Genomic DNA, 15,392 nt, shown 5'->3' with positions numbered 1-15,392 from the left:
CATGCTCCCTTAATGTGGTGATCAGTCATGGCGATTATCGGTTGCGGATATAGCGATTAACGGCATTGTTATGCTCCCGCAGCGTACGCGAGAAGTGGTGCGTACCATCCCCACGGGAAACGAAATAGAGCGTCTCGCCAGGCAATGGATTCACCGCTGCCTCTAAGGAGGCGCGCCCCGGCATGGCAATCGGCGTGGGCGGTATTCCGTCAATTACATAGGTGTTATACGGCGTGGCCTCGCGGATATCGGCGCGGGTAATCCGCCCTTCATAACGCTCACCCATACCGTAAATAATCGTCGGGTCGGTTTGCAGGCGCATGCCCTGCTCCATGCGACGCTTGAACACGCCAGCAATTTCTCGCCGTTCTTCGGGCGCACCGGTTTCCCGCTCGATTAACGAGGCCATAATCAGCGCTTCGTAGGGAGTCTCAATGGTTAGGTCGTCCGCGCGCTCTTCCCAAACTTCTGCAAGGATTCGCTCCATCCGCTCCAATGATTGGCGCAGGATATCAACATCGCTCATGCCCAAGTGGTACCGATAGGTATCGGGAAAGAACCAGCCTTCTGGGAAGGTATCTTCTCGGTCGAGGAGCGTCATTACCTCGGCGTCGCTCAACTCCGCGGTGCGATGGTCAAGCTTCGGCGCGGCATTGAGCAACTCGCGCATCTGCTGAAAAGACCACCCCTCAGGAATCGTCAGCGAGTAGGTGACCACCTTATTGCTGCCTAACAATGCCATCATTTCCAGACCGCTCATAGCCGGCAATAGCTGATACTCGCCGGTACGCAGCCTTGGCACGCGCTCCGGCTCGACCCGCGCTAGCAAGCGAAACGCCCAGGCATCTTCCAGCACGCCCTGGTCTTCCAATTGGGCCACAACCTGATTAAAGCCTGCGCCAGACGGCACTTGGTAAAGCATTGGCTCATCAAGCGCTAGCGGTGCCTCTAATCGGCTCTGCCAATAGAAATAACCGCCTGCTGCAGCTGCAGCCCCAACTACCACTAACACCAATAAAGCGGTTAATAACCGTTTCACCATGACACCTCTAAGAAAATTACCGGGCGATATCCAAACGAGCGATAGCCAAACAAACGATATCTAAACAACACTGGCGTTTAAGCAACACCCAATAGCTGATGTGCCAAGCGTTGGAACGGGTCAGGCTGATCTAAGGGCCAACGCTGCAACAGAGAGCCATCCGCTGCAAGTAGCTTAGTCACTGGCCATACACCCTGGACAGAGTTTGCCACCCATAACCGTTCGACATCAGCCAGTTGATGAAGCGAAAGCGTAGCTTGAACGACGCCACCTTGTTCAAGCAGTGCAGCACGCAGCGTTCCCGCCACACCGCACTGGTCAAGCGTTGGGGTTAGTACCTGCCCCGCCTGATGCCAAAAAATGTTCATACTGGTGGCTTCTACGACAAGATCTTCACTATCGGCCAGCACACCTTCGGCAATAGCGGCATCGTTCCACTCTTGACGGGCCAATACGTTTTCCAGTCGATTTAGATGTTTGATACCTGCAAGCCGGGGCTGACGGGCAAGCCGCAAATCGCAAATCCGTATCGTCACTCCCGACTGCCAGCGCTCAACTGACGGTTGAAACGGCGTTCGACGACTAAGCAGACGCGGCACCATTTGTTCCGGCTGGGCATAGCCACGCCCACCACTGCCACGGGTCAGTATTAGCTTTAGCACTTCGAACTCAGCTCTGGGGTCGCCCTGCCACGTGGCATCAAGCGCCTCCTGGCTGGGTAGCGGTATTCCCAGTCGATCACAGCCCTCCGTCAGTCGCGCCATATGGTAGCGCCACAGCACGGGCGCGCCAGCATACAGCAGTACTGTTTCAAATAGACCGTCACCATACGCCAGCCCACGATCATCAAACGGCACATAGTGTTCGTCAGACATAGTATTCGTCAAACATAGCATTCGTCAGATAACGCGGGCGGAAGCATCGTCAACTACACCTTCTTAAACAGCAGCGAGCCGTTAGTGCCACCAAAACCGAAGGAGTTCGATAGCGCCATATCAATACGCATATCACGCGCTGTATGAGGCACGTAATCCAGGTTGCAGCCTTCCTGAGGGTTATCCAGGTTAATCGTGGGAGGGGCGACTTGATCACGAATAGCGAGGATACAAAATACCGCTTCTACAGCGCCAGCTGCACCTAAAAGGTGGCCTATCATCGATTTGGTGGAGCTAACTGCGACGTTAGCCGCGGCATCACCTAAGACATTTTCAATAGCGCGGCTCTCCGCCAAATCCCCCGCAGCCGTCGATGTGCCATGCGCATTAATGTAATGCACTTTAGAAACATCTATCTGGGCGTCTTTGATCGCATTACGCATAGACAGCGCAGCGCCACGCCCATCTTCCGGCGGTGACGTCATGTGGTAAGCATCATCGCTCATACCAAAGCCCACCAGCTCGGCGTAGATATTGGCTCCCCGCGCTTTGGCGTGTTCATACTCTTCAAGCACCAGCACACCCGCACCGTCGGATAGCACAAAGCCATCGCGATCAGTGTCCCAAGGTCGGCTTGCCGCTTCCGGATCATCATTACGAGTTGAAAGTGCACGAGCAGCCGAAAAGCCACCCAGGCCCAGCGGTGTAGTGGCCATTTCAGCCCCTCCGCAAATCATCACGTCCGCATCACCATAGGCAATGGTGCGCGCACTGTAACCAATATTGTGGGTACCCGTTGTGCAAGCGGTGGTAATGGCGATATTGGGGCCTCTGAAGCCGTGCTGGATCGCCATATTGCCGGAGATCATATTAATAATGGAGCCCGGCACGAAGAATGGCGACACCTTGCGAGCACCGCCTTTGTTCAGCGCATTGTGGTTATGCTCAATCATGGGTAGGCCACCAATGCCTGAGCCGATAGCCACACCGATACGGTCAGCATTCTCTTCGGTACACTCAATACCCGAATCTTCTACCGCCTGGGCACCCGCTGCCATCCCGTACTGAATAAACAGATCCATCTTGCGGGCATCTTTAGAATTCAGATACGGGCTAATATCAAAGTTCTTAATCGAACCACCAAAGCGAGTGTTAAAACCGCTGGTGTCAAAATGCTCAATAGGCGTAATACCGCTTTTACCGGCCACAATGTTGGCCCACGACTCAACCACGCTATTACCCACTGGGGTCACCAGGCCTAACCCAGTTACCACTACCCTTTTCCGTGCCATCAGCTTTCCTCCAGGCATCCATGGTGACGCGACCCACTTGGGTCATTTGCTGCTTAAATTTGGTCAACAGTATAACGGAGATTGAACGTTATAAGCATTGTGGCTGCAAAGCAAAAAAGCCGCCCTAGGAAAGGACGGCTCTTAAGGCGGGTGGCTAGCACCCCACCCTGGTTCGATGCATCGACGCAGCCCTTACTGGTGGGCGTTCACGTAATCGATGGCTTCTTGAACCGTGGTGATCTTCTCAGCTTCTTCATCAGGAATTTCAGTGTCGAATTCCTCTTCCAAAGCCATTACCAGCTCAACGGTGTCGAGCGAATCAGCACCCAAGTCTTCTGTAAAAGAAGAACTGTTTTGGATGTCTTCTTCTTTAACGTTCAGGCGCTCTGCTACAACTTTCTTAACGCGCTCTTCAATAGTACTCATTAACGTACTCCAGTCGTTCACATTAGCCGTTTTTGATAACCAGCTATTTGGAAACCGCAAGCCAAAAGCTGCGGGGTAGTTTATAGACGCCCTTGGACAGACGCAACCGCCAAGCCCAAGGCCATCAACGCATATTCATGCCGCCATTGACGTGAAGTGTCTCACCAGTGATATAACCGGCTGCATCACTGGTCAGAAAACCTACCGCTGCGGCGATCTCTTCCGGTGCCCCTAAACGGGCCAGCGGAATTTGCTTAAGCAACATCTCGTGCTGTGCTTCAGGCAGTGCTTCGGTCATGTCAGTAGCGATAAAGCCCGGTGCCACCGCGTTTACCGTAATCGCACGCGAAGAGACCTCACGTGCCAAAGCGCGGCTAAAACCTTCCATACCTGCTTTAGCTGCAGCATAGTTAGTTTGGCCCAGGTTACCCATGGTTGCCACAACAGAACTAATTGACACAATACGCCCAAAACGCGCCTTGGTCATACCCCGCAAACACGCCTTGCTCACACGATAGACAGATTTCAAGTTGGTATCCATAACGGAGTCCCACTCATCTTCTTTCATGCGCATCAGTAAATTATCGCGGGTGATGCCAGCGTTGTTGACCAGAATAGTCGGCGCACCAAAGCGTTCAGCAATGGTTTTCAACACGCTATCAATGCTGGCCTGGTCGGTCACATTAAGGCATAAACCAGCCCCTTGAACACCGTGCTCTTTCAAATCGGCACTAATTTTTTCAGCACCTGACTCGCTGGTCGCCGTACCGATGACAATACGGCCTTGGCGACCTAGCTCACGGGCAATGGCCTGCCCAATACCGCGACTCGCCCCTGTTACCAGGGCAACTCTACTCTCTTGCGTCATAACGTTCTGCCTCTAACCGTGTAATCAAGCCAGGATAGCGAAATAAGCACCCTTTGGTTACGCCTTGTCAGCCAACGTTTCACGCGCCAGCTCAAGCGCCGCCTCCAGGCTGTCAGGATCATTCACCGCCAAACCCTTGCTACCCTTCACGATACGCTTATTCAGGCCAGTCAACACCTTTCCTGGCCCGCACTCAATAAATACCTCCACACCTTTATCCGCAATGGCTTCAACACAGGCGCTCCAGCGCACCGGCTGATAGAGCTGTTCGATTAGGCGAGTGCTTAACGTCGCGGTGTCGGCATGGGCTTGCGCATCGACATTTTGGATCACCGTGTAGCGGGGCGCTCGCAGCTCAATGCTTTGCATAGCCTCTGCCAGCCGCTCGGCCGCAGGGCGCATTAGCGCGCAGTGCGAGGGCACGGAAACCGGCAATGCCATGGCGCGCCGGGCACCTGCCTCTTGGCAAGCAATAATAGCTCGTTCAACAGCCACTTTAGAGCCAGCTATCACCACTTGACCTGGGGAATTATAGTTGACCGCTGAAACAACGTCGCCCTGGGCGGCCTTTTCACAGGCGGCTTCAACCGCATCATCTGCTAAACCCAAGATCGCCGCCATGCCACCTTCACCCGCGGGAACCGCCGCCTGCATGGCTTCTCCACGTAGACGCACTAGGTTGACACCTTCGGCAAAGCTCATGACGCCAGCGCACACCATAGCACTGTATTCGCCCAGGCTATGACCTGCCATAACAGTCGGCCGCGGCCCTTCTAACTCTTGCCACACGCGCCAAATAGCGACGCTTGCAGAGAGCAGGGCAGGCTGAGTGCAGGCGGTTGCATTAAGTGATTCCTCGGGGCCTTCTTGGACAACTTTCCACAAATCGTAGCCCAAAGCATCCGACGCTTCCTCAAATGTCGTTCCCACCACACTGTAGCGTTCGGCAAGCTCTCGCAGCATTCCAAGCTGCTGAGAGCCTTGCCCGGGAAAAATGAGGGCAAGGGGTTGAGACATGTCGTTCACCTTTGCTCTTGTAGGCATTTGCTCATATGAGCGATAGGCGAGATTATTGGCACATCCTGATGCCACCTATAAACCCGCAAAAAATTAGCTATTTATTATCTAGTCACAACTGGCGTGCGCCATCACTTTCACTTGATAACGCCCGCCAGCGGCCTGCGATCCGCGCAGGTAAATTATGCTCTACTTCCTGTAGGGCGCGCCGAATCGCGTAGTAAAATCCATCCGCATGAGCACTGCCGTGGCTTTTCACTACGATACCTCGCAGCCCTAACAAGCTCGCCCCGTTATACCGCACAGGGTCAAGCTCTTGCTTCAAGCGCCTTAACACAGGCTTGGCCAGTAGACTTGCTAAACGACCACTTAGGCGCGATTCAAATGCCATCTGCACGCGTTCAACCAACATACTCGTCAAGCCTTCGCTCGCCTTGAGGACAGCGTTGCCCACAAAGCCATCACACACCACCACATCAAGCTCGCCTTTAAATAGGTCGCCACCCTCAGCATAGCCCTGATAGTCAAAAGCACTATCACTAACCTGCTCACGCAGCAGACGGTCAGCTTCACGTACGCTAACGCTCCCCTTGGTGGCTTCTGCGCCAACATTGAGTAACGCAATACGCGGCACAGCGGTGCCATCCACACACTGAGCCATCGCCGCACCCATCAGCGCAAAATCGACCAACCGATGGGCGGGAGAGTCCACGTTAGCGCCTAGGTCCAGCAGATAACAGCGGCGCCCTTGGCGTGCTGGAATCGCGGTGCTGATCGCTGGTCGCGAAATCCCCTCGACCATGCCCAGCTCGCGCCTTGCTAAGACAACAAGCGCTGCTGTATTGCCTGCACTTACGCCGGCAACTGCTTCTCCATCGCCGACACATTGCAGCATGCGCGCCATGCTGGTCGCATGGCCTCTGCGCAACGCCCAGGCCGCCGTTGACCCCGGCATCACACTATCGGGCGCATCACGCGCCACCAAACGCGACGTTGCCGCAGCCAGAGGCTGCGGCAAACGCGAAAGCTCAGCAACAATCTGCTGACGCGGGCCAAACAGAATCAGCTCAAGATCGGGGTATTCCACCACCGCCTTTGCAGAGCCTGCGATAATCGCATGAGGGCCTTGGTCACCCCCCATCACATCAATCGCTAAGCGCATACCGCACTGAATCCGTTTAGCCGCTTAGTAGTGCAATTGAGGCTTATACCTCAACCACTTTACGACCACGATAGAAACCGTCTGGAGAAACGTGGTGGCGCAGGTGCGTGGTACCGGTTTCTTTGTCCTGGGACAAGGTCGGAGCGGTCAGCGCATCGTGGCTGCGACGCATGCCGCGCTTGGAACGAGTTTTACGGTTCTGTTGAACTGCCATGGGTGTTTACTCCAAGGTATTAAGGTAAAGGGTGCTTATTTTTTGCCTTTCAAGACATTTAGCACCGCGAAAGGGTTCGTCGCTGGCGTTATTTCTGACGCCGCGCCTTCTGTTTTGCTGACCAGCTGCTCCGCCGAGACATGACATTCGGCTTCATCGTGATAGACCACCTGGGGCAGGCTGAGAATCAACTCATCCTCAACCACCGTCAGAAGATCCAGCTGTTCCTTTTCCACCAGCACCGGTTCATGACTAGCAGGCAACTCGGCCGCTAAGGCTTCATCAGTGACCATTCCAAGCAAAAAGTCACTGCTCACCTCTTGAGGCAGCGGCACCAGGCAGCGTCGGCAGGCAAGCGCCAATGTCGCTTGCAAGTGGCCACGAATTTCACGACGACCTTGAGCGTCGATGCCAAACTCAAGCACGACTTGACAGTCGCCGGTTTGAACACCCGCCTCTTCGGCAAGACGTGGCAGCTTATCAAGCGCCACCAAGCCTTCGATTCGTTCGTGGCGGGCTGCGAGCTTATAAGGCTCCACCCGACTGGGGAGTTGTGAGGTCAACATAGGCGCGCAATGATAGGCACTCCCCCTGCTGGTGTCAAAGCTGTCGGTACATTTTTCATAGCTTCCTCAACAAATAAACAACGTAGACCTTAATAAACAGCCAACATAGGCACCTTTAGCAGCTTTCGCTACACTTTACTGCTTTGACGACGCACCAGTGCAACCATGTAGCCAGGAGTTTTACTGTGACCCTACCATCCATGACCGAGCCATCAAGCTTTCAGTCGCCAACTACTCAGTCATTAACTGCTCAGCCATCAACTGCTCACTCCTCAACCACAGAACTGGTGCTAGCCTCAAGTTCACGCTGGCGGCGCGAGTTGCTTGATCGCCTGCAACTCCCTTATCAGTGCCACTCACCCGATATTGATGAAACGCCTCATTCTGGTGAAACACCTCAAGCCCTGGTGCATCGCCTGGCACTCAGTAAAGCCAATGCTGTGTCTGCCCTCTTCCCCCAGCACTGTATTATAGGCTCTGATCAGGTTGCTTTATTTGAAGGTGACATTCTTGGCAAACCACACACAGTAGAAAAAGCCTGCGCTAACCTTGCGCGCTTTTCTGGACAGCGTGTCACCTTTCTGACCGGCTTAGCGCTCCTGGATACTCGCCACCAGCGCCATCAAGTGCACGTCGAACCCTTCGAGGTCGTGTTTCGCACTCTTAGCAGGCAAGAGATCGAAAACTATGTCACCAAAGAGCAGCCATTAGATAGCGCTGGCAGCTTTCGAATGGAAGGCCTTGGCATTGCGCTGTTTGAAAAACTGGAAGGCCGCGATCCCAACGCCCTGATTGGGCTACCGCTGATTGCGCTCTGCGAGATGTTGCGCCAAGCAGGTCTTGACCCGCTTGGCGCCCACTAACCAAAAGTAACTATGCCAACCTAGAAGCGCAGTGGGGTGTTGGGCGCACTAACACCCAGCACCTCGGCGACAACCTGGGTAAAACGCCGTGTAAAGCGATCAAACGGATCAAGGCTCGGCGTATAGTCCACCCAGTCAGTGTTACCGACCTGCTCGCGAGACAGCTGTTCGAGGCTACCCAATTGATCGACTAACCCGAGTTCGACACTCTGCTCGCCACTCCAGATTAGCCCTGAGAAAATTTCCGAACTATTGCCGAGTCTCTCCCCACGACCAGCGCGCACGTCGTCAATAAACTGCTCATGGGTTTGATTCAGCACGCTCTGCCAAAATACTTCTGTATCGTCATCCAAGGGCTGGAACGGGTCTAAAAAGGCCTTATTTTCACCCGCAGTGAGCACACGGCGTTCAACGCCAACACGCGCTATCGCCTCTTCAAACCCAAAGCCTGCGTAAATCACACCAATTGAGCCCACCAGACTCACTGGCGAGGCAACAATTTCATCTGCCGCTGCGGCTATGTAATAAGCACCGCTGGCTCCGATATCTTCAATCACCGCGATAATCGGTTTATCGCCCTGTTCGCGCAGGCGCATAATTTCCGCATAGATACGCTGAGACTGCACCGGACTACCGCCAGGACTATTAATGTGCAGTACCACGGCAGCCGCGCTTTCCGCTTCCCAAGCACGGTTTAACCCCTGGATAATGCGCTCAGCGTTGGCTGGTGAATCGCTAGCGATCACACCGCTAACCTCAACAATACCTAAGTGGCGCTGAGTGGGCGCTGTGGCACTCGGCGAATCCCAAAACAGACTATAAAGCGCGGCAAACAACGCGACCAACACAACCGTGAGAAACATCAAGCGGAAAAACAGCTTCCAACGGCGGGTACGTCGCTGCTCGGCTAAGACACCACCTATCCAGTGATCCATCATTTCTAACTGTGCTAGCCGCTGGCGTTCGCGCAGGGTTTCAGCATCGTCACCTGGCACCCCAGATGCTTGCTTAGCTCCCTTACCGGGCGGAACCTCAGCCCCTTCAGTCCAAGGATCTTCCTTTAACTCGCTGGGCTGGTCACTATTAACCGGGTCTTTATGGTCAGCGTCGTTACGCCGGTAGCCATCGGCCGGGCCGTCATGACCATCTTGCATACCACCTGGGCGGGTTGGATCGTCACTCATAAAATATCCTTATAACCGGTCAAAAAGCTCGTCGACGCTATGGGCAATCCACTTCGGGCGGCTCAATGCCAACCGTTCCGGCGCGTGAACCCCGTAACTGACTCCCACGCGATCCATTCCGATTGCACGGGCCATCTCAAGGTCGTACTCGGTATCACCGACCATCACCGCCTGCTCTACGGGCACTTCAAGCTCTGTTAACAGTTCAGACAGCATTTGCGGGTGCGGCTTTGAGCGGGTTTCATCCGCAGTACGGCTGGCATGAAACCACCCACCGCTGCCTGTTTCAGCAAAAATGCGATCCAAACCACGGCGACTTTTGCCTGTCGCCACCGCTAAACGCTGCTGCTCACGCCCGCGCAAACGCGCAATTTGTGCTTCTACGCCGTTAAAAAAAGCCATCGGTGTGGCGTCAGCCTGGACAAAATGGTGCGCGTAACGCTCGCGAAGCCGCTCAGCCTGGGCAGGCAAAATGCCTGGGCAAAGTTGTGCAATCGCCTCAGGTAGCCCCAGGCCAATAATATCTTCCACCTCAGCCGATGAAAGCTCGCCCCACTCTGCTTCCACCGCTGCCGCCTGCATGCAGGACACAATACGCGGCACGGAATCCATTAGGGTGCCGTCCCAATCAAATATAATCAGCTCGTACTGCATGGCAACTCCTTGCTCAAGGACTCGTGGTTGAAGAACCTCTTTATGAAGAACCTCTTTATAATGTCATATCAGCGAAGGGCATTTTGGCGGGCACGCTTAAGCGCCTCTTCTAAGGCCTCTGGCAGCGGCGCTTTGACGGTGACTGGACGTCCATTGCCGGGCTCTGGAAAGGTCAACGCCCGGGCATGCAAGAAAAGCCGCCCCAAGCCTAGCTGCTTGGTGAGAAAACCGCTTTCACGAGTAGCGTATTTGTCGTCGCCTAACAGCGCATGGCCCGCATGGGCGGCATGGACGCGAATTTGATGAGTTCGCCCGGTGACCGGCTCAGCCTCTATCAGGGTTACTTTTTCGAAGGTTTCGACCACCGAAAAATGGGTACGCGACACTTTACCATTAGGATCTACCCTTACCCGACGTTCACCATTGCCCGCATCAAAGCGATCCAAACGCGCACTTTCATAGGTTTTACGCGCCGGCCAACGCCCGCTAACCAGCGCCAGATAGCGCTTATCCATGCCGTGTTTTTTCAGCGACTCATTAAGGGTCACCAATGCATCGCGAGATTTGGCCAGCAGTAAACAGCCTGACGTATCCCGATCCAAGCGGTGAACCAGCTCCAGGAAGCTCAGATCATCGCGCACTTGACGCAGCGCTTCTATAAGCCCAATTTTAACCCCGCTGCCGCCATGCACAGCCAAACCAGAGGGCTTGTTAAGCACCATCCAGTCTGGGCCCTCCATAATGACACTACCGACCAACAGGTCGCGCAAATTATCGCTGACTTCCTTAACGGCTTCGCGAGGTGCCAAGCGTAGCGGCGGAACGCGGACTAAATCGCCCGCCTGCAAGCGGTAATCGACCTTTACGCGCTTTTTGTTAACGCGCACTTCCCCTTTACGCACGATGCGATAGATAAGCGCGCGTGGCGCACCCTTAAGACGCGTCATGAGAAAATTATCAATTCGCTGCCCTGCTTGCTCCGGGGCGATATCCACCCACTGCACTTCACGCCCTTCGGACATTACCGCTTACTCCTGCTCTGCTATGACGCTAAAAACGGCATTCTAACGTAGACCAAAGGGCATTGCGTCAATTGCTGGTCGTTGTCTTTACTGTTATATTCCAAGTTGTTCACCAGCTAAGCGCAAAAAGCTTCCTTGTCTAGCGCTAGTGACTAGCTGAATGATAGCTAATTGATTAAATTTGTTAGCAAAGAGCATCACCGCTGAGCTTGGTTAATGCGCCTGCCCGACTAACACGCAGGCCTGAACACAAAACGGCACCAGTGTACGCATTGGCCGTTTTCCAGTATTAAAAATTGATCTTAAAAATGCAGTAACGCTGCCGCCCGTTTTATGCCGGCAGATGAAAGTAAGCCTAGCCCTCAACGGCAGGCAGTAACTAAACAACGCCACGCCCTGAGCAGCCCCTCCTTACTCGTCACAAGGCGCTGGCTGGCTCCGGGCGAAAAGTTCAACGCTGTGCCGGTGGCCGGCGTTGGTGAATCGATGAATGCCAGGTGTTGGCGGTGTCAGCAGGGCCGGATGGACGTGACAGATCCACCGGAACACGTCCTGCCTCCGCCACGTACTCAACGCCCTATTGGCCGGGTCGGCGATGACGCCCTCCCGGCTTGACGCGTCAGCATAGCAATGCGCCGAGCACAAGCACGCAGCACCCAGCGGTTCGCCTACGTCACACCATAGGCCGTTCGCCGGTACGCAACGCTATGCGAGACACTATGAAACGGATGCTTATTAATGCGACCCAGCCCGAAGAGCTGCGTGTCGCTTTAGTTGATGGACAGCGCCTTTACGATTTAGATATCGAATCCGGTGCAAGAGAACAGAAAAAAGCCAATATCTATCGCGGTAAAATCACCCGCGTAGAACCCTCCTTGGAAGCCGCCTTTGTCGATTACGGCGCGGATCGCCACGGTTTTTTACCCCTCAAAGAGATCTCTCGCGAGTACTTCGTCAAAGACGTTTCCGGACGTCCGAGCATCAAAGAGGTGCTCAAAGAGGGGCAAGAGGTCATCGTCCAGGTCGACAAAGAAGAGCGTGGCAATAAAGGCGCCGCGCTAACCACCTTTGTTAGCCTGGCGGGTCGCTTTTTAGTGCTGATGCCCAATAACCCACGTGCAGGCGGCATTTCACGCCGCATCGAAGGTGACGAGCGCAGCCAGCTCAAAGATGCCATGGGTCAGCTGACCGTGCCGGATAAAATGGGTCTGATCGTGCGCACCGCGGGCATCGGTCGTAACCCGGAAGAGCTGCAGTGGGATCTGGATTACCTGGTTCAGGTGTGGGAATCGATCACCACCGAAGCCGCCAAGCGCCCTGCCCCGTTTTTGATCTACCGTGAATCCAACGTCATTATTCGCGCCATGCGCGACTATTTGCGCCAGGACATCGGTGAAGTGCTGATCGACAGCCCCGAGATTCACGCCGAGGCGCTGGGCTTTATTCGTCAGGTGATGCCCTCGTACCAGCAGAAGATCAAACTCTACGCGGACGAAGTGCCGCTATTCTCGCGCTTCCAGATTGAATCGCAAATCGAAACCGCCTATCAGCGCGAAGTGAAGCTGCCTTCTGGCGGCTCGATTGTGATCGATCACACCGAAGCGCTGGTCTCTATCGATATCAACTCCGCCCGCGCCACTCGCGGCAGTGATATCGAAGAGACCGCCCTGCAGACCAACTCCGAAGCCGCCGATGAGATCGCCCGTCAGCTACGCCTGCGCGATATCGGCGGTCTGGTGGTCATCGACTTTATCGACATGGGGCCAGCGCGCAACCAGCGTGAAGTTGAAAACCGCATGCGCGACGCACTTAAATTAGACCGTGCACGGGTACAGATTGGCCGTATTTCACGCTTCGGCCTGATGGAGATGTCCCGTCAGCGTCTACGCCCCTCCCTGGGTGAAACCAGTGGCGTGGTGTGCCCGCGCTGTAATGGCCAGGGCACCATTCGCGATGTGCGTTCGCTGTCGCTTTCTATCATGCGCCTGATTGAAGAAGAGGCCATGAAAGAGAATAGCGCCCAGATTCGCGCCATTCTGCCGGTACCGGTGGCCACTTACCTGCTAAACGAAAAACGCAGCGTGCTGGCTGATCTTGAGTCTCGTCAGAATGTTCGCGTCGTGCTGCTGCCTAATCCTGACATGGATACGCCCCACTACGACGTACAACGCCTGCGCGACGATCATCTGGACGAGGACGACACCCAAAGCCTATCGAGCTTTGAGCTCTCCACTGATACCGAAGTGGGCAAAGAACCGGCACATAGCTTTGTGCCACCCGCACTTCGCGCCGAGGCCGCCGTTAAGAGCGTCACACACAATGCTCCCGCACCGGCATCGCTGCAAACTGAAGAGAAAGAACCTGCGGCTGTCCAAGCTCCTGCAGCAAAAGTCGCACCAGCGTCCAGCGAGCAGCCTAGTGTTATCGGCCGCTTTATCCGCGGTTTTGCCAAGTTGTTAGGCAGCGACGAAAGCAGTGCTGAAGCCACGCCAGAACCCAAGGCTGAGACCCCAGCACCACGCAAGCCGAGTGAGCGTAGAACCAGTCAGCGCAGCAGTGAGTCGCGGCAGAAGTCGTCGCGTGGCGAACGCGGCGACAACACTAATCGTAACGAGTCACGCAGCGATAACAGCGCCCGCTCTGAGCCAAAAGCTGAACAAAAAGTTGAGCAGAAAACTGAGCAGCGCAACAGCACGCCGCGCCCTGCCAGTGACGATAATAGCGATAAGCGCAGCGGCCCTACCCGCACACGCAATCGCCGTCGCCACCCTCAGCAAGAAGAGGCTAACGGCCAAGAGACCGCTAATAAAGCGCCTCGCAGAGAGACTCAGGCAGATAGCCCTGCCAAAGATAACCCTGCCAAAGAGAGCGCTGAGAAAGACACCTCTGCCAAAGAGGGTAATAACAGTAAAGGCGCTGCACAGAAAGAGCCGCGTCGCGATAAGCAGAGCGAAGAGTTGGCCAAGCAGCCGGAGACAACACCGGACGATGGCAAGCCAAAACGTACGCGTAATAACCCGCGTAACCGCACACGTACCCAGGCGATCAATCCTCAAGCCGAAGCTGAGCAATTAAAACTGCAGGCTGAAGCACAGGATGAAACGGCATCAGCCGCGCAAGAGCCGAGCGAAGCACCTGCCACAGAAGAGCAAACGCAGGTGGCTAAAGCAGCGACAGCTGATGCACCAGCAGACGATACCGCTGCGCCTGAGTCCGACGCTAAAACTGAGTCCGACGCTAAGACTGAGCCCGAAGCTAAACAAGAACCGCAAAAGCCTGAGCAAGCGGACGTTGCCACCGCCGACCGCTCAGCGGCAGACAACGCTAAAGCGCGCAAGTCGTCGCACCCGCGTCGCCAGCCTAAAGCGGCTGCACCAGCGGAACAACCGCCCACCGCTGACACAGTTGAGCAGGATGAGACCGCTGCCAAGCCAAGCGAGCCGGTGGCCCCAGCCAGCAATGAGCAGGCAGCACCATCTGAGGTATCTGAAGTTGCTTCAGAAACAGCAGAGGCCAACGCAGCGCCTGCTGAGACCGAGCAAACTGCCAATAGTCAGCACAGTGCTAGCGAACCAGTTGCGCCTGACACCATCGAACTGCCAGCGACTTACCCAAATGCTGATATCGCTCAAAGCAGCGACGAGCGTCAACCCGAAGCGTCAGCTAGTGCCCAGGAAACCAGCCAGGCGGCAGTAACTCCAAGCGTTTCTGAAAGTGTCGCCGCTGCTGCCCCTTCGATTGAAGAGCCTTCCAGCAGCGTGCCGAAGCAAGACGCAGCAGAAAAAGGTGATGAGCTACAAAACGTTGAAGGGAGTAGCGTTGAAGGGAGTAGCGCTGAAGCGCATAGCCCTGGAACAGATAGCCCTGAAGCGAATAGCCCTGAAAAGAATAGTGGCGATCTAGGCACGACCGAGCCTCCTACGACTGAGACCACTACGACTGAAGCCCATGCAACTCAAGCAGAAGCTCAACCAGTGGCCAGCGAAGCGCCTGCTGAAGATGCTGCAACTGAAGAAACACCCAAGCCGCGCCGTCGTCGCACCCGGGCTCACAATGACCCGCGTGAGAAACGCAAACAGGCACAGCAAGACACCCATTCCGAGTAAATCGGTCGCGTGTTTCAGTAACAAAAATCCCCGCTTCGGCGGGGATTTTTGCGTTATGGGCATCGTTAGAGACCGGGTCAAGATATTAACGAATAGAGGTT

Annotated in this window: 14 protein-coding genes; 2 read left to right on the top strand and 12 right to left on the bottom strand. The window is 55.1% G+C overall.

All coding sequences use genetic code 11. The features are described from left to right. Window positions 1-34 precede the first annotated feature (34 nt). From mltG to A6R74_RS21955, 9 genes are all read right to left on the bottom strand, one after another. Complete coding sequence (gene mltG, locus A6R74_RS21995) at window positions 35-1,042, bottom strand: endolytic transglycosylase MltG (protein ID WP_064236598.1); 1,008 nt, start codon at window positions 1,040-1,042, stop codon at window positions 35-37. Between the two features lie 77 nt (window positions 1,043-1,119). After that, a complete protein-coding gene (gene pabC, locus A6R74_RS21990; RefSeq protein WP_064236597.1) occupies window positions 1,120-1,917 on the bottom strand; it encodes an aminodeoxychorismate lyase in 798 nt (265 codons plus the stop codon). A 53-nt stretch (window positions 1,918-1,970) separates the two neighbouring features. Next, the gene (fabF, locus tag A6R74_RS21985) at window positions 1,971-3,209 is read right to left on the bottom strand and encodes a beta-ketoacyl-ACP synthase II (RefSeq protein WP_064236596.1); all 1,239 of its coding nucleotides are present in this window, start codon (window positions 3,207-3,209) and stop codon (window positions 1,971-1,973) included. Window positions 3,210-3,401: 192 nt separating this feature from the next. After that, window positions 3,402-3,635 (bottom strand): acyl carrier protein, encoded by a 234-nt coding sequence (gene acpP / locus A6R74_RS21980; protein WP_008956801.1) that lies wholly within the window; start codon window positions 3,633-3,635, stop codon window positions 3,402-3,404. A 124-nt stretch (window positions 3,636-3,759) separates the two neighbouring features. Continuing rightward, window positions 3,760-4,503 (bottom strand): 3-oxoacyl-ACP reductase FabG, encoded by a 744-nt coding sequence (gene fabG, locus A6R74_RS21975; RefSeq protein WP_064236595.1) that lies wholly within the window; start codon window positions 4,501-4,503, stop codon window positions 3,760-3,762. 57 nt (window positions 4,504-4,560) lie between these two features. Then, window positions 4,561-5,520, bottom strand: coding sequence for an ACP S-malonyltransferase (fabD, locus tag A6R74_RS21970; protein ID WP_064236594.1), 960 nt, complete (start codon window positions 5,518-5,520; stop codon window positions 4,561-4,563). Window positions 5,521-5,632: 112 nt separating this feature from the next. Continuing rightward, window positions 5,633-6,682, bottom strand: a complete 1,050-nt coding sequence (gene plsX, locus A6R74_RS21965; RefSeq protein ID WP_064236593.1) for a phosphate acyltransferase PlsX — start codon at window positions 6,680-6,682, stop codon at window positions 5,633-5,635. A gap of 43 nt (window positions 6,683-6,725) precedes the next feature. After that, window positions 6,726-6,896: a 50S ribosomal protein L32 gene (rpmF, locus tag A6R74_RS21960; RefSeq protein ID WP_007114757.1), complete on the bottom strand. Its 171-nt coding sequence runs from the start codon at window positions 6,894-6,896 to the stop codon at window positions 6,726-6,728. A 35-nt stretch (window positions 6,897-6,931) separates the two neighbouring features. After that, window positions 6,932-7,462, bottom strand: a complete 531-nt coding sequence (locus A6R74_RS21955) for a YceD family protein (protein WP_064236592.1) — start codon at window positions 7,460-7,462, stop codon at window positions 6,932-6,934. Between the two features lie 287 nt (window positions 7,463-7,749). On the opposite strand from A6R74_RS21955, the gene A6R74_RS21950 reads away from it, so the two are divergent. Continuing rightward, on the top strand, window positions 7,750-8,325 hold the full coding sequence (locus A6R74_RS21950) for a Maf family protein (protein ID WP_064236624.1): 576 nt from the start codon (window positions 7,750-7,752) through the stop codon (window positions 8,323-8,325). Window positions 8,326-8,345: 20 nt separating this feature from the next. Here A6R74_RS21950 and sppA read toward each other — a convergent pair whose 3' ends face one another. From sppA to A6R74_RS21935, 3 genes are all read right to left on the bottom strand, one after another. Then, window positions 8,346-9,509 carry a signal peptide peptidase SppA gene (gene sppA, locus A6R74_RS21945; protein WP_064236591.1) on the bottom strand — a complete coding sequence of 388 codons (1,164 nt, stop codon included), beginning with the start codon at window positions 9,507-9,509 and terminating at the stop codon, window positions 8,346-8,348. A 9-nt stretch (window positions 9,510-9,518) separates the two neighbouring features. Continuing rightward, window positions 9,519-10,163, bottom strand: coding sequence for an HAD family hydrolase (locus tag A6R74_RS21940; protein ID WP_064236590.1), 645 nt, complete (start codon window positions 10,161-10,163; stop codon window positions 9,519-9,521). A gap of 68 nt (window positions 10,164-10,231) precedes the next feature. Beyond that, window positions 10,232-11,185, bottom strand: coding sequence for an RluA family pseudouridine synthase (locus tag A6R74_RS21935; RefSeq protein ID WP_064236589.1), 954 nt, complete (start codon window positions 11,183-11,185; stop codon window positions 10,232-10,234). 719 nt (window positions 11,186-11,904) lie between these two features. Between A6R74_RS21935 and rne the strand changes: the two genes are divergently transcribed. Next, window positions 11,905-15,291 (top strand): ribonuclease E, encoded by a 3,387-nt coding sequence (rne, locus tag A6R74_RS21930; RefSeq protein ID WP_064236588.1) that lies wholly within the window; start codon window positions 11,905-11,907, stop codon window positions 15,289-15,291. Window positions 15,292-15,392 lie beyond the last annotated feature (101 nt).

The organism is Halomonas sp. ALS9 (assembly GCF_001651035.1).
Classification (GTDB): domain Bacteria; phylum Pseudomonadota; class Gammaproteobacteria; order Pseudomonadales; family Halomonadaceae; genus Vreelandella.
The sequence above is the reverse complement of the archived record's forward strand: the minus strand, read 5'-3'. Positions and strand labels throughout refer to the sequence as shown.

What these genes read in the sequence shown, in the direction of transcription:
- plsX (WP_064236593.1), bottom strand. Translation starts at nt 6,682, where the DNA reads ATGCGCTTAGCGATTGATGTGATGGGGGGTGACCAAGGCCCTCATGCG.
- acpP (WP_008956801.1), bottom strand. Translation starts at nt 3,635, where the DNA reads ATGAGTACTATTGAAGAGCGCGTTAAGAAAGTTGTAGCAGAGCGCCTG.
- fabD (WP_064236594.1), bottom strand. Translation starts at nt 5,520, where the DNA reads ATGTCTCAACCCCTTGCCCTCATTTTTCCCGGGCAAGGCTCTCAGCAG.
- A6R74_RS21935 (WP_064236589.1), bottom strand. Translation starts at nt 11,185, where the DNA reads ATGTCCGAAGGGCGTGAAGTGCAGTGGGTGGATATCGCCCCGGAGCAA.
- A6R74_RS21940 (WP_064236590.1), bottom strand. Translation starts at nt 10,163, where the DNA reads ATGCAGTACGAGCTGATTATATTTGATTGGGACGGCACCCTAATGGAT.
- rpmF (WP_007114757.1), bottom strand. Translation starts at nt 6,896, where the DNA reads ATGGCAGTTCAACAGAACCGTAAAACTCGTTCCAAGCGCGGCATGCGT.
- sppA (WP_064236591.1), bottom strand. Translation starts at nt 9,509, where the DNA reads ATGAGTGACGATCCAACCCGCCCAGGTGGTATGCAAGATGGTCATGAC.
- fabG (WP_064236595.1), bottom strand. Translation starts at nt 4,503, where the DNA reads ATGACGCAAGAGAGTAGAGTTGCCCTGGTAACAGGGGCGAGTCGCGGT.
- rne (WP_064236588.1), top strand. Translation starts at nt 11,905, where the DNA reads ATGAAACGGATGCTTATTAATGCGACCCAGCCCGAAGAGCTGCGTGTC.
- A6R74_RS21955 (WP_064236592.1), bottom strand. Translation starts at nt 7,462, where the DNA reads ATGTTGACCTCACAACTCCCCAGTCGGGTGGAGCCTTATAAGCTCGCA.
- mltG (WP_064236598.1), bottom strand. Translation starts at nt 1,042, where the DNA reads ATGGTGAAACGGTTATTAACCGCTTTATTGGTGTTAGTGGTAGTTGGG.
- pabC (WP_064236597.1), bottom strand. Translation starts at nt 1,917, where the DNA reads ATGTCTGACGAACACTATGTGCCGTTTGATGATCGTGGGCTGGCGTAT.
- fabF (WP_064236596.1), bottom strand. Translation starts at nt 3,209, where the DNA reads ATGGCACGGAAAAGGGTAGTGGTAACTGGGTTAGGCCTGGTGACCCCA.